This window comes from Pseudomonas gingeri (assembly GCF_013386165.1).
Lineage (GTDB): Bacteria > Pseudomonadota > Gammaproteobacteria > Pseudomonadales > Pseudomonadaceae > Aquipseudomonas > Aquipseudomonas gingeri_C.
The window spans coordinates 95026-112031 of record NZ_JACAOS010000021.1; the positions used below are offsets into that span (position 1 = coordinate 95026).

A 17006-nucleotide genomic window follows, 5' to 3' on the forward strand; every position below is an offset into this window, starting at 1 on the left:
AAGACGGGGCAACATCATGGGAAATCGACGTTTGGCAAACTGGTTGACGGGCGTGGCCTGTGTCCTGCTGGCCGGCATGAGCGCGGCGCAGGCTGCACCCATCCGCTTCGCGGTCGCGGCCGAACCCTATCCGCCGTACACCGAAAAGCAGCCCAATGGTGAATGGAAGGGTTTTGAAGTCGACCTGATCCACAAGCTGTGCAGCGAAATGAAAGCAGAGTGCGAGATCAAGGAAGTGGCCTGGGACGGGATCATCCCGTCGCTGCTGGCGAAGAAGATCGACGTGATCTTCTCCTCCATGTCGGTGACCGAGGAGCGTGAAAAACAGATCGCCTTCAGCAAGGCCTACTACGACTCGGTGATTGCGCTTGTCGGGCCCAAGGGCGCTTCGGTGAAGAAGTACCCGGATGACCTCAAGGGCAAGATCATCGGCGTGCAGAACTCCACCGTGAGTGCCAGCTACCTGAAGGCCTACTACGAGAAGATCGCCGACGTGAAGTACTACGACACCCAGGACTCGGCCAACGCCGACCTGATTGCCGGGCGCATCGACCTGATGATGGCCGACGGCACGGCCATGACCGCCTTCGTCAAGACCCCGGATGCGAAGGATCTGGCTTACCTCGGTGCGGTGCCCTATGACCCGATCTTCGGCAAGGGCGTGGGCGCCGGCTTGCGCAAGGATGACACCGAGCTCAAGGCGCGTCTCGACAAGGCGATCCAGACCTTGCTGGCGAGCAAGGACTATGACGATCTCTCCCAGAGCTACTTCGGTACCAGTGTGAAACCTGCGTTTTAACCACCACGGCGAATGGGCTGCGGCTACGGCCCCTGTAGGAGCGAGCTTGCTCGCGATGAACGTAAGTGCGCTGCGTTTTCTCAAAGACCCCGCGTTGTCGTTGACGTTTTTTCGCGAGCAAGCTCGCGCCTACAGTGAGCGCGTAGGCCACTGAAGTGGAGAGCCAGCAATGTTCGAATTGATCGATTTCAGCGAACAGGGATGGGGTAGTGCGCTGTTGAAGGGGCTCTGGATGACCCTGCAGATTTCGGCCGGGGCCTTTGTGGTCGGGTTGTGCATCGGGCTGCTGGTGGCCTGTCTCAAGCTCAACGCCCCCAAGCCGATCGCGGCGCTGATGCGCGGCTACACCACGCTGTTCCGGGCGGTGCCGGAACTGCTGTTGATCCTGCTGCTGTACTACGTCGGCTCCATGCTGCTCAACTCGCTGATGATGCAGATGGGCTATGACGCGTTGAATCTCAGCGGCCCGCTGGCGGCGATCCTGGTGCTGGGGCTGGTCCAGGGCGCCTACGCCTCGGAGATTTTCCGTGCGGCGATCCTGGCGATTCCGTTCGGCCAGATCGAGGCGGCGAAGGCGTTCGGCCTGAGCGGTTTCGGTCTGTTCCGCCGGGTCACGCTGCCGATCATGGCGCCCTATGCCATGGCCGGGATGGCCAACCTGTGGATCAACCTGATCAAGGACAGTGCGCTGATCAGCGTGGTCGGCACCAACGAGCTGTTGTACACCGCCAAGCAGGGCGCGGGGTCGACGCGCCACTACCTGTTGTTCTACCTCACGGCTGCCGCGCTGTATTACGCGGTGACGCTGGTGTCCAACACCCTGTCGGGACGGCTTGAGCGACGGATTCGTCGCTGGATGCCTTTGGCTGAGTGAATGAAATGATTCCAGAGTGGACACTCGAATACGCGACATTGTTGGGCCGCGGATTGCAAACGACCCTCAGCCTGTTGCTGATCTCCAGCCTCCTGGGGTTCGGGCTGGCGGTACTGGTGGCCTTGGCCCGGTTGTCGAAAAACCGCCTGGTCGCCAAGGCCAGCCTGTTCTACACCAGCGTGCTGCGGGGGACGCCGCTGCTGATCCAGATCTACATCTTCTACTACGGGCTGGGTAGCTTGTTCGCCCAGTTCCCACTGATTCGCGGCAGTTTCCTCTGGCCGTATCTGCGGGACGGTTACTGGTACATCGTGTTCGCCCTGGTGCTGTCGGTGGGCGCCTATGTCGGCGAAGTGATTCGCGGTGGGCTGCTGGCGGTGCCCAAGGGTGAAATGGAGGCGGCTTCGGCCTTTGGCATGACCCTACGGCAGTCGCTGTGGCGGGTGCGTTTGCCACGGGCCATGGGTTTGCTGTTGCCGACCCTGGCCGGGGAGACGGTGATGCTGCTCAAGTCCACGGCGCTGGCGTCGACCATTGCGGTGATCGACCTGCTGGGGGCGGCCAATGTGGTCCGGGCGCAGACGTTGCAGGTCTACCAGCCGTTGTTGCTGGTGGCCGGGGTCTATGTCTGCCTGACCTTTCTGATCGAGGCGCTGTTTGCCTTTGCCGAACGGCGCGGAACGCCGATGCGCAGGTCGGTGTAATGAAGACGCCAGGGGTTGATCGTTCGTTGCAGGGCATCGGCCTGTGCACGCTGGGCTATGCCTTCCTGGCCTTGCAGGACGCCGCCATCAAGTGGCTGGTGGCGGATTATTCGGTGGTCACCGTGCTGTTCTGGCGCGGTCTGGTGGTGGTCGCGGCCTGTCTGTTGGCCGGGCGCATGCGCCTGGTCCGGCGCGCCTGGCAGTCGCCGAGCCGACGCCTGCTGGTGGTGCGCGGCTTGCTCTCGATCGTCGCCTGGCTGCTGTATTACACGGCGGCGCGGGACCTGACCCTGGCGGAAATGACCACCCTGTATTTCTCCGCACCGATCATGGTCACGGTGCTCGCGGCGCTGATCCTCAAGGAACGCGCCACGGGCTGGCAATGGTTCACCCTGATCATCGGTTTTGTCGGCGTGATGATCGCCTGTCGCCCGAGCAATATGAGCAACCCCTGGCCCATCGTGCTGACGCTGCTGGCGGCGCTGTGCTGGGCCTTTACCTACATCCAGCTGCGACAGGTGGACGAACAGACCTCGGTGCTGGAACAGATGTTGATCACCAACGGGGTGTTTGTCATCTGCATGGCCCTGGCGTTGCCCTGGACCCACACACCACCATCGACCCCGGCCTGGCTGGGAATGCTCGGCGCCGGGCTGGTGGGGGGCATCGGCCAGTTCCTGCTGTTCGCCAGTTTCCAGCGAGCCACCGCGACCTTGCTGGCCCCGTTCGAATACACCGGGCTGATCTGGGCATTCCTGCTGTCGAGCCTGATCTGGGGCACGCTGATGGACATGTCGCTGATCATCGGTGCGGGGCTGATTGCCCTCAGCGGCACCCTGGCGATGGTCTTCGGCCGACACGCCTCACAGGACGTCGTCGGTGCCGAATGCTCCGTGACGCAACCCCTTTACCCAGCAGCGGCAGATGTGCAAGCCGTTGGCGGGACTGAAGGTCTCGGGGTTGAGGCACCACTCGAGCCAGAGTCCGTCGAGCATCGCCGATAGGCCGATGGCGGCCAGGCGGCTGTCATGAATCGTGAAGCCTTCGGCGCTGGCCAGGTCATCGAGCAGTTGGCGGATCAGGTCGAGGTAGGCGCGGTAGCTTTTTTCATGGGATTGGCTGACGTGTTCGGAGTGGCGGATCAGGCTCCAGAACACCACCCAGACCCCCAGCAATTGCGGGTCCATGACCCGTGGCGAGAAGGAGCCGACCAGGAAGGCCTCGAGCTTTTCGGCGGCGCTGCCGGCTTGGCGGACCTCTTCGAGCAGGGTGCTGGTCAGTTCGCTGGCGAGCTTGTGGTAGGTGTCGGCGATCAGCGCGTCGATGCTGCCGAAATGATGGTTGAGCAGGCCGACGGAGACCCCAGCCTCGGTGGCGATACGCCGTACGGAAATCCCCGCATGGCCGTCCCGGGCCAGGCAGCGCAGGGCCGCGGCGATCAGCAGGTCGCGGCGCTCGTCGGGTTCGGCGCGGCGAAATTTTCGGGTGTCGGTGCTCACGGGAATCCTTGGTTTCGATGCCAGGTTGGCGAGCTTAGTTGAACGTACGTTCAATTTCCACTGTTGGGGCTGGCGACGGATTGATTTTCAACGTTTATGAGAGGAGGGCAAGGCTATGGCGCAGGATGTTTCGTTCAGTGTTCGAGGCAATAACGGCGAGGACCTGCGGGTTGGTGCCTGGCGTTTCGAGGGGCGCGGCGACGGGCCGACAGTGCATTTGCAGGCCGGGGTGCATGCCGATGAAATCGCCGGCATGCTGGTGCTGCACTTGCTGATGCCGCGCCTTTGCCAGGCCGAGTCCGAGGGCCGCCTCAAGGGCCGCGTGACCCTGGTGCCCCAAGCCAACCCGCTGGGTATCGGGCAATTTCGCCATGGGCGGATTCTCGGACGTTTTCATGAGGCCACCGGGCAGAACTTCAATCGCTCATTCGACCAGTCGCAGGCGTTGGTGCGGTCCGCAACCAATGTCCAGCATTGGCAGAAAAGCCTGGTGGAACTGGCGGCCACGGCGGACCTGGTGCTCGACCTGCATACCGACGACGAGGCACTGCCCTATGTCTATATCCACCGTGCGTTCTGGCCCAGGGGCCGGGCTCTGGCGGCAGCGCTGAAGATGGACCTGGCGATTATCTGGGATGACGGCGGTGATGGTTCCTTCGAGGAAACCCTTATCGCCCCCTGGCTGCGTGACGGCGATACCGCGCAGCGCTTTGCCGCCACCCTGGAGTTGCGTGGACAGGGTGATGTCAGCGATCACCTGGCCGGGCAGGATGCCGACGGCCTGTACGCCTGGTTGTGTGCCGTCGGGGTGATCGACGAGGCGCCGTCGCTGGTGGATTGGCCGGTGCAGGCGGTGGAGATGGGACATATGGAGACGATTCTGGCGCCTCGGCCCGGGGTCCTGGTTTTCGAAAAGGAACTGGGCGACTTCGTCGAAGAGGGGCAGCGGTTTGCCCGGATCGTCGGGCGCCCCGGAGACGCATCGTCCGAGGTGATCCTGCTGGCGGCCCAGGCCGGGCGAATGATCACCCGCCACCGGGACCGCTTGATCGCACAAGGCTCGGTGGTGGCGAAATTCACTGGCAGCCGGGTGTCGCACAACTGGACGGGCGGGTTGCTCGATCCCAACTAGGCTCCCCGCCCACCCAGGTTTTTACACGACCATGCCCAGGGCCGGCTTGTTGCCTGTCGTCGTGCTTGAACGGCTCAGCAGGCCGGCATGGCGACTGCGCAGGGCGTGCACTTCCTGGGCAAGATTGTCCATGAGGGTCCGGCCCCGGGGGGTGAACGCCTCGCAGCTCTCGATTTCCGGCAGGGCCTTGAGCAGGCCACGCAGAATGTCGAGCATCCGCTCTTCGGCCCGCTGCATTTCCACGGCCGGGCGTTGGCGCACACGCTCCAGGTATTTGACCTGGGCGAGCGCGGCGAAGAACGCATGGACATAACCCTGGAGATCGCGCTGCAGGCCGGACCAGGGCAGGCTGTACAGGCGTTCCCCGGCGCGTTGCTCGTCGATGATCGGGCAGACCTCGACCAGGCTGTACAGCAGTTGCTGGGTGGTTTCATGGACCAGCGATTCTTCGATATCAAGAATCGAATGGTCCTTGGCCGAAAGCAGGATGACGCCGGTGTAGCGCGCCGCCGAACAGCTGCGGAAGGTGCCGTCGGGCAAGTAGCAGATCAGCTTGACCAGGTGCCGGAACTGCTCGTAGCAGGCCGGCCAGGTGTTGGCGATGCGCGACAGGGCGACGCTGAGCACGTCGCGGAAGAAATGGATGGAGTAACCCGTGCGCTCCAGGTGCTTGCGGGTGTTTTCGTCTTCGGGGAATTCATAGCTGGGCGGTGTCGCGGCGGCGATCAGCGGATCGACGTTGAAGCGGCGGATCGGCGGATGGTTCGAGTACTTGTGATCGACCGCGGTCTGGGTGATGCGTTGCAGGATCGCCGGCAATTCCAGGAGCATCTCCTGCAGGGATGCGCTGTCGCGCGTCAGGTCCGTCAAGACCGCATTGGCCTGTTGAAACGTCAGGGCGACCCAGATCTGGAAGACCGGATCGTTGATGATCAGGCGGCGTTGGGCAACCGGCAGGAGAATCAGGTGCACCGCGCTGGAGAAAAACGGGTTGAGCTTGGGGCTGCCCTCCAGGTGCTGGAAACATTCGGCATAGAGCGCCGCGAAGGTGCTGTAGCGTTGTTGGCTGAGCCGATCGAGCAAACGGTGGAAACGGTCCGGCGTGGCGTCGGGCAAAAACGTGTTGTATTGGAACAGTTCGTCGAGCTGGGATTGCAGTCGGGTGGTCATGTCGGTGTCCTTGATCTATCACTGGGTGAATGACGAGCGCGCAGTAACCCTCCTTCAAGAAAGAGAGATAGAGAAGTTTGAAGTGTTGGCAGTGTCCGGGGGCGAGAATCAATAACTGACTGTTAGCAACTGACTCAATGGGCTGTAACAGGAACGTTGCGATCATTCGGTGGGTAATACAGCAAGGACACTCCCACAGGTTTAATTCGTTCGAGCCTGTTGCGGGTCAACGTTGGCATGGGCCGCGAGAGGGCTGCGCAGGGTGTTCGAGGCCGCCGCCAACTGGACAAGATCCAGGCCCTTGAGCGCCACCACCTCGTCGATGCGCAAGGTGATGTCAAGGTCCTTGGCGGCAGCAATCGGGTTTGCCTGCAACTCGGTGGCGAATGACGCGTCCCTGGTTGCGCGACCCAGAAGGATAGCGAGATGTCCCTGATGGTTTTTATTGGAATAAGGCATGGCGGTCTCCGGGTAATAATTGAAGTTTTTATAAGGAAGCAGGCCTGTGGCTGTTTTCAGTGGGGCGATGCCCGAGTGAATATAGCAAGATGATTCCATTTTTCAATATGTGCTTATTAATTTTCTGGAAGTTTTAAATGAGCGAATCTGCAAGTTATTGGGTTGTCTCTGTTGAAAGGGTTTGCAGTTTTTTATAAGTAAGATAGTTCCGTAGTTCTATTCATACATGAAGAGCGAGTATCAAATTTTTCGTTCCGGCCAGGCCATTCGCTTTCGTGGAGCCAGGGCGCGTGAGCCCGTGTCTCGACTAATGGCTCTTGTCAGGAAAATCCCACAGGAGTACAAATGTACTCCATGACGATTTTAAGCCCCCGCCGTACCGCCATCCTGACCTTTATCCGCGAGCGCATCGTGCGTAACGGCCAGCCCCCGAGCCTTGCCGAGATCGCCGAGGCCTTTGGCTTTGCCTCCCGCAGCGTGGCGCGCAAGCACGTGGTGGCCTTGGCCGAGGGCGGTTTTATCGAGGTCAACGCCCACCAGGCGCGGGGCATCCGCCTGCTCGATCAGGCACCCCGGGCCGAGTTGCTGGATATCCCGTTGCTGGGGCGGGTGGCGGCGGGCCGGCCGATCGATGTCGATGCCCAGGAGCATCGCCGGCTGCTGCTTGACCCGGCGCTGTTTTCCCGCGCGCCGGATTACCTGCTGCAGGTGCAGGGCGATTCGATGATCGGTGATGGCATTCTCGACGGTGACCTGGTTGCGGTACGCCGCACGGGCGAGGTGCGCAACGGCCAGATCGTCGTGGCCCGGCTGGAAGGCGAGGTCACCATCAAGCGTTTCGAGCGCACGGCCACGGGTATCCGCCTGTTACCGCGCAACCCGGCCTATGAACCTATCGTGGTCGATCCCGAGCATCAGGAACTGAGCATCGAAGGCGTGTTCTGCGGTCTGGTGCGGCCGGCATGAGGGACGCGGTGGTGGCCCTGGATACGCTGCTGGATGAGCGGCGGGTATGGAAAGGCCGGGCGGTTGCGCCGCTGGCCGAGCCGCAGTCCGATCGCCAGCCCAGCGGCCATGCGGCCCTTGACGCGGCCTTGCCCGGTGCCGGCTGGCCGCCGGCGGCGCTGACGGAAATCCTTATCGCCGGGGAGGGCGTTGGTGAGTTGCAACTGGTCTGGCCAACCCTGGCGCGGTTGTCGGCCCGGGGCGAGCGGATCGTCCTGGTGGCGCCGCCCCATGTGCCCTATCCCCAGGCGTGGTTGAGTGCGGGAGTGGATCTGCGGCAGTTATCGGTGATCCAGGCGGCACCGCGCGATGCCTTGTGGGCCGCTGAACAGTGCCTGCGCTCCGGCAGTTGCGGCGCGGTCCTGTGCTGGCCGCAACAGGCCGATGACCGGGCCTTGCGGCGCTTGCAGGTGGCGGCGGAAAGCGGTCAGACCCTGGCCTTTGCCTATCGCTCGCTGGAAGAGGCGATCAATCCGTCGCCGGCGGCCCTGCGGATTGCCGTCGAGGGCCGGCCCGGGCAGTTGCGGGTGCTCAAGTGCCGCGGCGGGCTGGCCCATTCGGCACCGATTGCCTTCAATACAGGGCATTGAGGCGGTATGCGTTGGGTCTGTATTGTTTTTCCGCAACTGGCACTGGACGGTGTGCTGCGCCGCACCCTTGAACCTGAAGCGCCATTGGCGCTGCTGACGGGCTCGCCGCAACGTCGGGTGGTGCAGGCGGTGAACGCCGCGGCACGGGCGTTGGGCCTGCGCCCCGGACAATCGCTGACCGCCGCCCATGCCTTGACCAAGGCCTTTGCCAGCGCCGAATACGATCACGCCGAAATCGAGCAGTGGCAGCAGTTTCTCGCCGCCTGGGCCTATCGCTTCAGCTCCCAGGTCAGCCTGTGTTATTCGCGAGCCTTGCTGTTCGAGATCGAATCCAGCCTGGGCCTGTTCGGGCCTTGGCCGCAGTTGGAAGCGCGCTTGCGCGAAGAGTTGAGCGGTTTGGGTTTTCGCCACCGGATCGTGGTCGCGCCCAATCCGGCGGCGGCGCGGGTCCTGGCCAATGCCTACGATGGCCTGGCCTTGGCGGACGACGGGGCCTTGCGCCAGGCCCTGGGACAGATGCCGATCGACCGGGTCGGGTTGCAACAGGAGGCGGCCACGGCCTTGTCGCGCATGGGCCTGCGGACCCTGGAGCAAGTGCTGGCCTTGCCCCGGCAGAGTCTGGCCCGGCGTTTCGAGGCGTCGCTGCTCAAGCACCTCGACACCCTGCTCGGTGAGCGACCTCTGGCCCTGGCGTTCTACCTGCCGCCGGATCGTTTTGCGGCCAGGATCGAGCTGAATTTTGATGTGACCTCGAATCAGGCCTTGCTGTTTCCCTTGCGCCGTTTGACCGGGGACCTGTCGGCGTTTCTCTGTGGGCGTGACAGCGGTGTACAGCGCTTCGAGCTGATCCTGGAACATGCCGGGTGCGCGGAGACACGGATCAAGGTCGGCCTGCTGAGTGCCGAGCGTGATCCCTTGATGCTTTTCGAACTGGCCCGTGGGCGGCTGGAGCAGGTCCAGGTCGAGTCGGCGGTACGCGGTTTTCGCCTGGAGGCCGAGGACTTGCCGGCCTTTGTCCCGCAGCACCGCGAACTCTTCGACGAGCGCCCGCAACAGTCCTTGCCCTGGGAGCAATTGCGCGAACGCTTGCGCGCCCGGCTGGGGGATGACGCGGTACAAGGCCTGCGTTTCCAGGCCGATCACCGCCCTGAATGTGCCTGGCAAGCGCTGTCGGCGAACAGCCCCGAGCCCCTGGCCGCCGTCGGCCCGTTGCGCCCCGGTTGGCTGCTCAAGGCGCCGTTGCCATTGCCCGAACAGGCCGCGCGAGTCCTGCTGGGACCGGAGCGGATCGAATCGGGCTGGTGGGATGGCGCCGATGTACGCCGCGACTATTACCTGATCGAGACCCGCGCCGGCCGCCACGCCTGGGCCTATCGAACGGTGGGGGAAAGCGGCCCGTTGTTGCTGCAGGGCTGGTTCGCATGAGTGGCGAATATGCCGAGTTGCATTGCCTGTCGAACTTCAGTTTCCAACGCGGGGCCTCCAGTGCCCAGGAGTTGTTCGAACGCGCCAAGGAGCAGGGTTATCAAGCCCTGGCGATTACCGATGAGTGCACCCTGGCAGGGATTGTCCGGGCCTGGCAGGCCGCCCAGGAGAGCGGCCTGCCGTTGATCATCGGCAGTGAAATGCAGATCGAGAATGGGCCTCGGATCGTCTTGCTGGTGGAAGATCTGCTGGGCTACCAGGCCCTTTGCCGATTGATCACCCAGGCCCGGCGGCGTGCGGAGAAAGGCCGTTATCAAGTGCTGCGGGCGGACTTCGAAGAGGAATTGTCGGGGCTGCTGGCGTTATGGTTGCCCGGGCAGCCCCCTGCCGAAGCCGATGGCCGCTGGTTGCGCGAGCGTTTTCCCGAACGCCTGTGGCTGGCGGTGGAACTGCATTGTGGCCAGGACGATGAACGGCGTTTGGCGCGCTTGCTGGCCCTGGCCGGTGAACTGGCGATTCCCGCCGTGGCCAGCGGCGATGTGCATATGCATGTGCGGGCCCGGCGCGCCCTGCAAGACACCATGACCGCCATTCGCCTGCACACCCGGGTGGCCGATGCCGGGCAGCAACTGCATGCCAATGGCGAGCGGCATCTGCGCAGTCTCGAGGCCTTGCGCGGAGTTTATCCGCCGGCCTTGCTGGCCGAGACCCAGGTCATTGCCCGACGCTGCACCTTCGATCTCGGCCAGTTGCGCTACCAGTATCCCCGTGAGCTGGTGCCGCAAGGGCAGACCCCGGCGTCCTGGCTGCGGCATCTGACGGAGGAGGGTATCCATCGACGTTGGCCGGAAGGGATCAGCCCCCGGGCTCGGGACCTGATCGAAAACGAGCTGGGGCTGATCGCCGAGCTGAATTACGACAGTTATTTCCTGACCGTGCAGGATATCGTCCGCTTCGCCCGCGAGCAGGGCATTCTCTGCCAGGGCCGTGGTTCGGCGGCAAATTCGGTGGTCTGTTACGCCCTGGGCGTGACGGAGCTGAACCCGGATCGCACCCATATGCTGTTCGAGCGTTTCCTCTCCCGTGAGCGCAACGAGCCGCCGGATATCGATGTCGACTTCGAGCACGATCGCCGCGAAGAGGTCTTGCAGTACGTCTTCCAGCGTTATGGCCGGAACCGGGCGGCGTTGACGGCGGTGGTCAGCACCTATCACGGTGCGGGGGCGGTGCGGGATGTGGCCAAGGCGCTGGGCCTGCCGCCGGATCAGATCAATGCCCTGGCCGACGCCTGCGGCCACTGGAGCGATGAGCCGCCGGCGCCGGAACGTCTGCGCGAAAGCGGTTTCGATCCCGACAGCCCGGTGCTGCGTCGGGTACTGGGGCTGACCCGGCAACTGATCGGTTTTCCCCGGCACCTGTCCCAGCATCCGGGCGGTTTCGTGATTTCCGAGCAGCCACTGGATACCCTGGTCCCGGTGGAAAACGCCGCCATGGCCGAGCGCACCATCATCCAGTGGGACAAGGACGACCTGGACAAGGTCGGTTTGCTCAAGGTCGATGTCCTGGCCCTGGGCATGCTCAGCGCACTGCGCCGCTGTTTCGACCTGGTCCAGCAGTATCGCGGCGGGCCGCGCTGGACCCTGGCGAGCCTGCCGCCGGACGATGAACCGACCTACGCGATGATCGGTCGGGCCGACACCATCGGCGTATTCCAGATCGAGTCGCGGGCGCAGATGTCGATGCTGCCACGGCTCAAACCGAAGAACTTCTACGACCTGGTGATCGAAGTAGCGATTGTCCGGCCGGGGCCGATCCAGGGCGGCATGGTGCATCCGTATCTGCGGCGGCGAAACCAGGAGGAGCCCGAGACCTATCCTTCTCCGGCACTTGAGGAGGTCCTGAAACGTACCCTGGGGGTGCCGCTGTTTCAGGAGCAGGTCATGCAGATCGCGGTGGTGGCGGCGGACTACACCCCGGGTGAAGCCGATCAGTTGCGCCGCTCCATGGCCGCCTGGAAACGCCATGGCGGACTTGAGCCGCACCGCCTGCGGCTGGCCAAGGGGATGGCGAAAAACGGTTATGCGCCGGAGTTCGCCGCGCAGATCTTCGAGCAGATCAAGGGCTTTGGCAGCTACGGTTTTCCCGAGTCCCATGCCGCCAGCTTTGCCTTGCTGACCTACGCCAGTTGCTGGCTGAAGTGCCATGAACCGGCGGCCTTTGCCTGTGCGCTGATCAACAGCTGGCCGATGGGTTTCTACAGCCCGGACCAGATACTCCAGGATGCCCGGCGGCATCAGTTGCAGATCCGTCCGGTGGACGTGCGGGCCAGCGATTGGGATTGCAGCCTGGAACCGACGGATGGCCCGCAGCCGGCGCTGCGTCTGGGCTTGCGGATGATTCGTGGGTTGCGCGAGGAGGATGCACGGCGGATCGAAGCGGCGCGCAGGGTGGGGGACTTCGAGGATATCGCCGACCTGGGCGAGCGGGCGCGGTTGGATAGTCGGGCCCAGGAACTGCTGGCCGATGCCGGTGCCTTGCGCGGTTTGGCGGGCGACCGTTATCAGGCCCGCTGGGAAGTGGCTGGGGTGGAAACGCAGTTGGGTTTATTTGCCGGGTTGTCGAGGTCCGCCGAAACCCCGGTGCTGTTGCCGCGCCCAAGTGTCGGCGAGGACTTGCAGGCGGATTACGCCAGTCTCGGCACGACCTTGGGGCCGCATCCGCTGGCGTTGTTGCGCGGTCAACTGAAAGCCCTGCGTTGCCGCAGTTCACGGGAGTTGCTGGAGGTTGAGCACGGACGGCCGGTGAGCATTGTCGGCCTGGTCACGGGACGCCAGCGACCGGGCACGGCCAGTGGGGTGACCTTTGTCACCCTCGAGGACGAATTCGGCAACGTCAATGTGGTGGTCTGGCGCGACCTGGCCGAGCGGCAACGGCAAGTGCTGGTGGGCGCGCAGTTGCTGAAAGTCGACGGGCGCCTGGAAACCGAGGGCGACGTCCGACATGTGATTGCCGGACGCCTGAGCGACCTGGGTTCACTGCTGACGGACATTACCGTGCGCAGTCGGGATTTTCGCTGAAACCCGGCGCTCGGCGTCAATCCTTCGGTTTCACCGTCGCCACATCGGAGGCCTTGACCCGAACCTCTTTGCCGGAAATATCCTTGAACTCATAAAAACCGTCGGCGGAGTGGGTTTCGGGTGTGTCCCGGGTCAAGTACTGGGTGCCGTTCTGCAAGGTCACCACGGTGGGCGTGGAACAGCCCGCCAGGGTCAGAATTGCTGCTGCCAGTAACGGCAGGCTGAGGTTTTTCAGATACATGATGTCCTCTCTGTTTCAGTGATTGACGGCGGATGAAAAATCTCAGGCCCGACGCTACAGGCACGGCCACTGGCTGTGCCTATAATCAGCGCCCGGACGGGTGGATGGTCCTGACCCGTTGCCGCATTCCCTAACGCTGGCTGGAAGCTTTCCATGACTGATCTTTCCGAGTTCACCATCACGCATAAATGGCCTGCACAACATCCAGACCGTCTCCAGCTCTATTCGTTGCCTACGCCCAACGGCGTCAAGGTCTCGATCCTGCTCGAAGAGCTGGGCCTGCCGTATGAAGCACACCTGGTCAGTTTCTCCACCAATGACCAGCTGACGCCGGAATTCATGGCGTTGAACCCCAACAACAAGATCCCGGCGATCATTGACCCCAACGGTCCCGACGGCCAGCCGCTGCCGTTGTTCGAGTCCGGGGCGATCCTGATCTACCTGGCCGAGAAAACCGGCCGTTTCATGTCCAAGGACCCGGCCCGGCGTTATGAAACCCTCCAGTGGGTGATGTTCCAGATGGGCGGTATCGGGCCGATGTTCGGCCAGCTCGGTTTCTTCAACAAGTTCGCCGGCAAGGACTACGAGGACAAGCGCCCGCGCGACCGTTACGTCGCCGAGAGCAAGCGCCTGCTGGGTGTGCTGGACCAGCGCCTGGAAAGCCGCCGCTGGATCATGGGTGACGACTACGGCATTGCCGACATCGCGACCTTCCCGTGGGTCCGCAACCTGATCGGTTTCTATGAAGCCGGCGATCTGGTGGGCATCCAGGATTTCCCCCATGTGCTTCGCGCACTGGAACAGTTCGTCGCCCGCCCGGCAGTGATCAAGGGCCTGACGATTCCATCGGCATAAGGCGATCGCCCAGCCCTGTCACCCAGGGCGGGCAAACGCGTGACCGGAGGCGGGAAGGGCCTGTTGACCCAGGTGCGGGTTTGCCGGCTCCGGCAATACCTACAGCGCGTCCAGGTGCTGGCCGAGCATGTTCTTGAAAGCCTGGACCACGCCCTCGGCGATCTCGGGGGACTCACCGGCCTTGAGCGATACGCTGATTTTCATCAGCTCCAGCAGCATCACCGCCGTCAGTGCATGGCGCTCCGTCGGCAGGGGCGGTTGTGCCAGGGCCAACAACCCGGCCAGCAGTGCGAGCAAGCCTGAGCGCGTCACGGCCTTGGCTGCCTTGTCGATATCCCGGCGCTCCGCCAGGGCGACGAATGCCGGGTTTTCTTCCAGAAACAGCGACAACTCTTCCAGTATCCGTTCGGCGGTCTGCCGTGGGCTCAGCTCGGGCGCCTGCTGCGCGAGGCTTTCCAGCCGGCCTCGGAGCGCATCCAACTGAGCGTTGTGCAGGGCCTGCGCCAACAGCGCCTTGGTGGGGAAGTATTGGTACAGCGAACCAATCGATGCCTGGGCCAGGGCCGCCACTTCGGTCATGGTGGCCGCGTCATAGCCGCGTTCGGCGAAGACCTGGGCCGCCGCTATCATCAGGTCGGCCACACGCTGCTTGCCGCGTTCCAGGCGTGGCGTGTGGATGCTGACATTTTTTTTACTTGAAGTTTGTGAGGGCATCCTCATATCCTTGTTGTGAGGCTATCCTCATATTCTAACCGCAGCTTTGACGTTCGTGCTTGCCGGGTTGCGCAAGCCGATGCCCGTCGATCAGGAGATCATCATGTCGCTTACGCTCGATCCTCGTACCTGTGCCCTTGTGATCATCGATCTGCAGCAGGGGATCATGGCCATGCCGGTGGCGCCCCATGCCTCGCAAGCGGTCGCCGAGCGGGCGGCGCGGCTCGGTGCGCACCTGGCCCAGGCGGGCGGTTTGGTGGTGGCTGTGCGTGTGGGTTTTGCCAGTGATTACGCCGACAAGCTCAACCAGCCGGTGGATATGCCGATGGCCGTGCCAGCGGGTGGCCTGCCGGAAGACTGGGCGCTGCTGACCCCCGCGATTGCCGCCCTGAACGCCCCGGTGCAGATCACCAAGCACAGTTGGAGCGCCTTCTACGGCACTGAACTGGACCTGCAATTGCGTCGTCGCGGGATTACCACGGTGATTGTCTGCGGGATCGCCAGCAATTCCGGCGTCGAGTCCACCGCCCGGGATGCCTGGCACCACAACTACGCCGTGGTGATTGCCGAGGATGCCTGTTCCGGCCTGGGTGAAGAGACCCACCGGTTCTCCATGGAAAAGGTCATGCCGCGCATTGCCCGGGTTCGTTCGACCCAGGCACTGATCGAAGCGCTGCCCATCAGTTGCTGATCAGCCCAGGCGCTCGACCAGCAGCGGCAGCAACTGTTCGCACGAGGCTTCGAACTTGAAGTCCAGCAACTCATCGGCGCGGGTCTTGCCCAGGTTGATGGCGATCAGTGGCAGGCCGCGCTCGGCCATCAGCTTGCACAGGCGAAAGGCCGAATAGGCCATCAACGAGGAGCCGATCACCAGCAGCCCCGCCGCCTGCTCGGCGCTGGCCAAGGCCTTGGCGGCGGTGAGCGGGGCAACGTTTTCGCCGAAGAACACCACGTCGGGCTTCAAGCGCTCGCCATCGCACTGCGGGCAGCGGGGCACCTGGAAGCGCGACTCGAAGGCGGCGTCCAGCAGGGTGTCGCCGTCGGGCGCCTGGACCGCTTCGACCCCTGTGAGATAAGGGTTCTGCGCCTCCAGCATGAGCTGGACGGCATCACGCTCCAGGCGGGCCGCGCAATCCAGGCAGAGGACCTTGTGCAGGCTGCCATGCAACTCGATCACATCATGGCTGCCGGCCTGGTCATGCAGGGTGTCGACGTTCTGGGTGATCAGGCCGCTGAGGTGCTGTTGCGCCTGCAGGCTGGCCAGGGCGCGGTGAGCCGCGTTGGGCCGGGCCATGCGCACCCGTGGCCAGCCGAGCATGGCCCGGGCCCAATAGCGGCGGCGGGCCTGGGGCGAGCCGAGGAACTCCTGGATCATCATCGGCGGCTTGCCCCGGCGTACGCCGTCGCTGTCGCGGTAGTCCGGGATGCCGGAGGAGGTGCTGATACCGGCGCCGGTAAGCACCAGAAAGGGCTGTTCGGCCATCAGTGGCAAGAGCGTTTCCAGGGCCGCGCTGACCTGCGGGTCGGGCATGGGATATCTCCGGTTATCGAGCGGCGGGCACGGCGCTGATGGGGCCGGGCCGTGCGTGTCGTCGTGAGCGAAGCTCAAGGATAGCCGCAGGCGTGCTCAATCGTCCCGCGTCAGCACTTCCAGCAGTTCGATTTCAAAGGTCAGGTCGGCGCCCGGGGCCACCCGCGAGCCCATCCCGCGCTCGCCATAAGCCAGGTGCGCCGGTACGAACAGTTGGCGTTTGCCGCCGACCTTCATGCCCATCAGGCCGATATCCCAGCCCTTGATGACACGACCGCTGCCAATCACGCACTGGAACGGCTTGCCACGGCTGTAGGACGAGTCGAACTCGCTGCCATCCTCGAGCAAACCACGGTATTGCGTGGTGATCAGTGCGCCCTTGACCACGACCTTGCCGTCGCCTTCCAGCAGGTCTGTCACCTGCAATTCAGTGTTGCTCATGACTTCTCCAGGGTGGGTAACCCATGCAGGATTTCCAAATCAGGGTTTTCCAGGCGCTTCTGCGCCAGGCGCTGGTCGAAATCACTCGCCAGCTCGGCCAGGGTCACTTGCCCCAGGCGCGTGATCAGCAGGGCTTCGGCTTCCTGCAGGACATCGGTGAGCCGGGCGTTGACCGCCTGTTCCACCAGACACTGCGGTTCTTCCCGCGACAGGCCCATGGCAAACACTTCGGGGGCGCCGAGGGCCCGATGGATATCCAGCAAGGTGATTTCGCTCAGGGGCCGGGCCAGGGTCCAGCCGCCGCCGTGGCCTTTTTCCGAGTGCACATAACCGTGATCCCGCAGCCCGGCCATGGTCCGCCGCACCACCACCGGGTTGGTGCGCAGCATCTGCGCGATGGTCTCGGAAGTGGTGCGCTGGTCGTGCTGATCCATGTGGATCAACACGTGCAGCATGCGGGAAAGGCGGCTGTCGTTGCGCATGGGGCGGT

Annotated in this window: 18 protein-coding genes and 1 pseudogene; 11 read left to right on the plus strand and 8 right to left on the minus strand. The window is 63.6% G+C overall.

What is annotated here, in order from left to right; genetic code table 11:
• Window positions 1–16: 16 nt before the first annotated feature.
• The 4 genes from HX866_RS25580 to HX866_RS25595 all read left to right on the plus strand — a co-directional run bounded on the left by HX866_RS25580 (window position 17) and on the right by HX866_RS25595 (window position 3381).
• Window positions 17–799, plus strand: a complete 783-nt coding sequence (locus HX866_RS25580) for a transporter substrate-binding domain-containing protein (RefSeq protein ID WP_177097558.1) — start codon at window positions 17–19, stop codon at window positions 797–799.
• A 169-nt stretch (window positions 800–968) separates the two neighbouring features.
• Window positions 969–1673: an ABC transporter permease gene (locus tag HX866_RS25585; RefSeq protein WP_177097557.1), complete on the plus strand. Its 705-nt coding sequence runs from the start codon at window positions 969–971 to the stop codon at window positions 1671–1673.
• Between the two features lie 5 nt (window positions 1674–1678).
• A complete protein-coding gene (locus HX866_RS25590; RefSeq protein WP_177140823.1) occupies window positions 1679–2377 on the plus strand; it encodes an ABC transporter permease in 699 nt (232 codons plus the stop codon).
• On the plus strand, window positions 2377–3381 hold the full coding sequence (locus tag HX866_RS25595; protein ID WP_177140632.1) for a DMT family transporter: 1005 nt from the start codon (window positions 2377–2379) through the stop codon (window positions 3379–3381). The genes HX866_RS25590 and HX866_RS25595 overlap by 1 nt, the downstream gene beginning before the upstream one ends.
• Here HX866_RS25595 and HX866_RS34465 read toward each other — a convergent pair.
• Window positions 3337–3876 (minus strand): annotated as a pseudogene (locus HX866_RS34465) (TetR/AcrR family transcriptional regulator); the annotation flags it as partial. The gene HX866_RS25595 and the pseudogene HX866_RS34465 overlap by 45 nt on opposite strands.
• 115 nt (window positions 3877–3991) lie before the next feature.
• On the opposite strand from HX866_RS34465, the gene HX866_RS25600 reads away from it, so the two are divergent.
• Entirely contained in the window at window positions 3992–5008 is a 1017-nt protein-coding gene (locus HX866_RS25600) for a succinylglutamate desuccinylase/aspartoacylase domain-containing protein (RefSeq protein WP_177140633.1), read from the plus strand.
• A 21-nt stretch (window positions 5009–5029) separates the two neighbouring features.
• Here the strand turns inward: HX866_RS25600 and HX866_RS25605 are convergent, their stop codons facing one another.
• Together HX866_RS25605 and HX866_RS25610 are read right to left on the minus strand one after the other, a co-directional pair.
• Complete coding sequence (locus HX866_RS25605) at window positions 5030–6178, minus strand: aKG-HExxH-type peptide beta-hydroxylase (RefSeq protein WP_177140634.1); 1149 nt, start codon at window positions 6176–6178, stop codon at window positions 5030–5032.
• A 201-nt stretch (window positions 6179–6379) separates the two neighbouring features.
• Window positions 6380–6637, minus strand: coding sequence for an Os1348 family NHLP clan protein (locus HX866_RS25610; RefSeq protein WP_177097553.1), 258 nt, complete (start codon window positions 6635–6637; stop codon window positions 6380–6382).
• A 345-nt stretch (window positions 6638–6982) separates the two neighbouring features.
• Here HX866_RS25610 and lexA point away from each other — a divergent pair, with 345 nt between their 5' ends.
• The 4 genes from lexA to HX866_RS25630 are packed head-to-tail and all read left to right on the plus strand — an operon-like array spanning window position 6983 to window position 12734.
• Window positions 6983–7603 (plus strand): transcriptional repressor LexA, encoded by a 621-nt coding sequence (gene lexA, locus HX866_RS25615; RefSeq protein WP_177097552.1) that lies wholly within the window; start codon window positions 6983–6985, stop codon window positions 7601–7603.
• Window positions 7600–8232, plus strand: coding sequence for a translesion DNA synthesis-associated protein ImuA (gene imuA / locus HX866_RS25620; RefSeq protein ID WP_177140635.1), 633 nt, complete (start codon window positions 7600–7602; stop codon window positions 8230–8232). The genes lexA and imuA overlap by 4 nt, the downstream gene beginning before the upstream one ends.
• A 6-nt stretch (window positions 8233–8238) precedes the next feature.
• Window positions 8239–9657, plus strand: coding sequence for a Y-family DNA polymerase (locus HX866_RS25625; RefSeq protein ID WP_177140636.1), 1419 nt, complete (start codon window positions 8239–8241; stop codon window positions 9655–9657).
• The gene (locus HX866_RS25630; protein ID WP_177140637.1) at window positions 9654–12734 is read left to right on the plus strand and encodes an error-prone DNA polymerase; all 3081 of its coding nucleotides are present in this window, start codon (window positions 9654–9656) and stop codon (window positions 12732–12734) included. Before HX866_RS25625 ends, HX866_RS25630 begins: the two co-directional genes overlap by 4 nt.
• A gap of 16 nt (window positions 12735–12750) precedes the next feature.
• Here HX866_RS25630 and HX866_RS25635 read toward each other — a convergent pair whose 3' ends face one another.
• Window positions 12751–12975: a YgdI/YgdR family lipoprotein gene (locus tag HX866_RS25635; protein WP_177097548.1), complete on the minus strand. Its 225-nt coding sequence runs from the start codon at window positions 12973–12975 to the stop codon at window positions 12751–12753.
• 153 nt (window positions 12976–13128) lie between these two features.
• Between HX866_RS25635 and HX866_RS25640 the strand changes: the two genes are divergently transcribed.
• Window positions 13129–13830 (plus strand): glutathione S-transferase N-terminal domain-containing protein, encoded by a 702-nt coding sequence (locus HX866_RS25640; protein ID WP_177097547.1) that lies wholly within the window; start codon window positions 13129–13131, stop codon window positions 13828–13830.
• 99 nt (window positions 13831–13929) lie between these two features.
• Here HX866_RS25640 and HX866_RS25645 read toward each other — a convergent pair whose 3' ends face one another.
• Complete coding sequence (locus HX866_RS25645) at window positions 13930–14544, minus strand: TetR/AcrR family transcriptional regulator (protein WP_177140638.1); 615 nt, start codon at window positions 14542–14544, stop codon at window positions 13930–13932.
• A gap of 103 nt (window positions 14545–14647) precedes the next feature.
• On the opposite strand from HX866_RS25645, the gene HX866_RS25650 reads away from it, so the two are divergent.
• Window positions 14648–15235 carry a hydrolase gene (locus HX866_RS25650; RefSeq protein WP_177104253.1) on the plus strand — a complete coding sequence of 196 codons (588 nt, stop codon included), beginning with the start codon at window positions 14648–14650 and terminating at the stop codon, window positions 15233–15235.
• Here the strand turns inward: HX866_RS25650 and HX866_RS25655 are convergent, their stop codons facing one another.
• The 3 genes from HX866_RS25655 to HX866_RS25665 all read right to left on the minus strand — a co-directional run bounded on the left by HX866_RS25655 (window position 15236) and on the right by HX866_RS25665 (window position 16998).
• Window positions 15236–16075, minus strand: a complete 840-nt coding sequence (locus HX866_RS25655) for an NAD-dependent protein deacetylase (protein WP_177140639.1) — start codon at window positions 16073–16075, stop codon at window positions 15236–15238.
• 96 nt (window positions 16076–16171) lie between these two features.
• Complete coding sequence (locus HX866_RS25660; RefSeq protein WP_177104257.1) at window positions 16172–16516, minus strand: FKBP-type peptidyl-prolyl cis-trans isomerase; 345 nt, start codon at window positions 16514–16516, stop codon at window positions 16172–16174.
• Window positions 16513–16998, minus strand: coding sequence for an RrF2 family transcriptional regulator (locus HX866_RS25665; protein ID WP_177125258.1), 486 nt, complete (start codon window positions 16996–16998; stop codon window positions 16513–16515). The genes HX866_RS25660 and HX866_RS25665 overlap by 4 nt, the downstream gene beginning before the upstream one ends.
• Window positions 16999–17006: the final 8 nt, after the last annotated feature.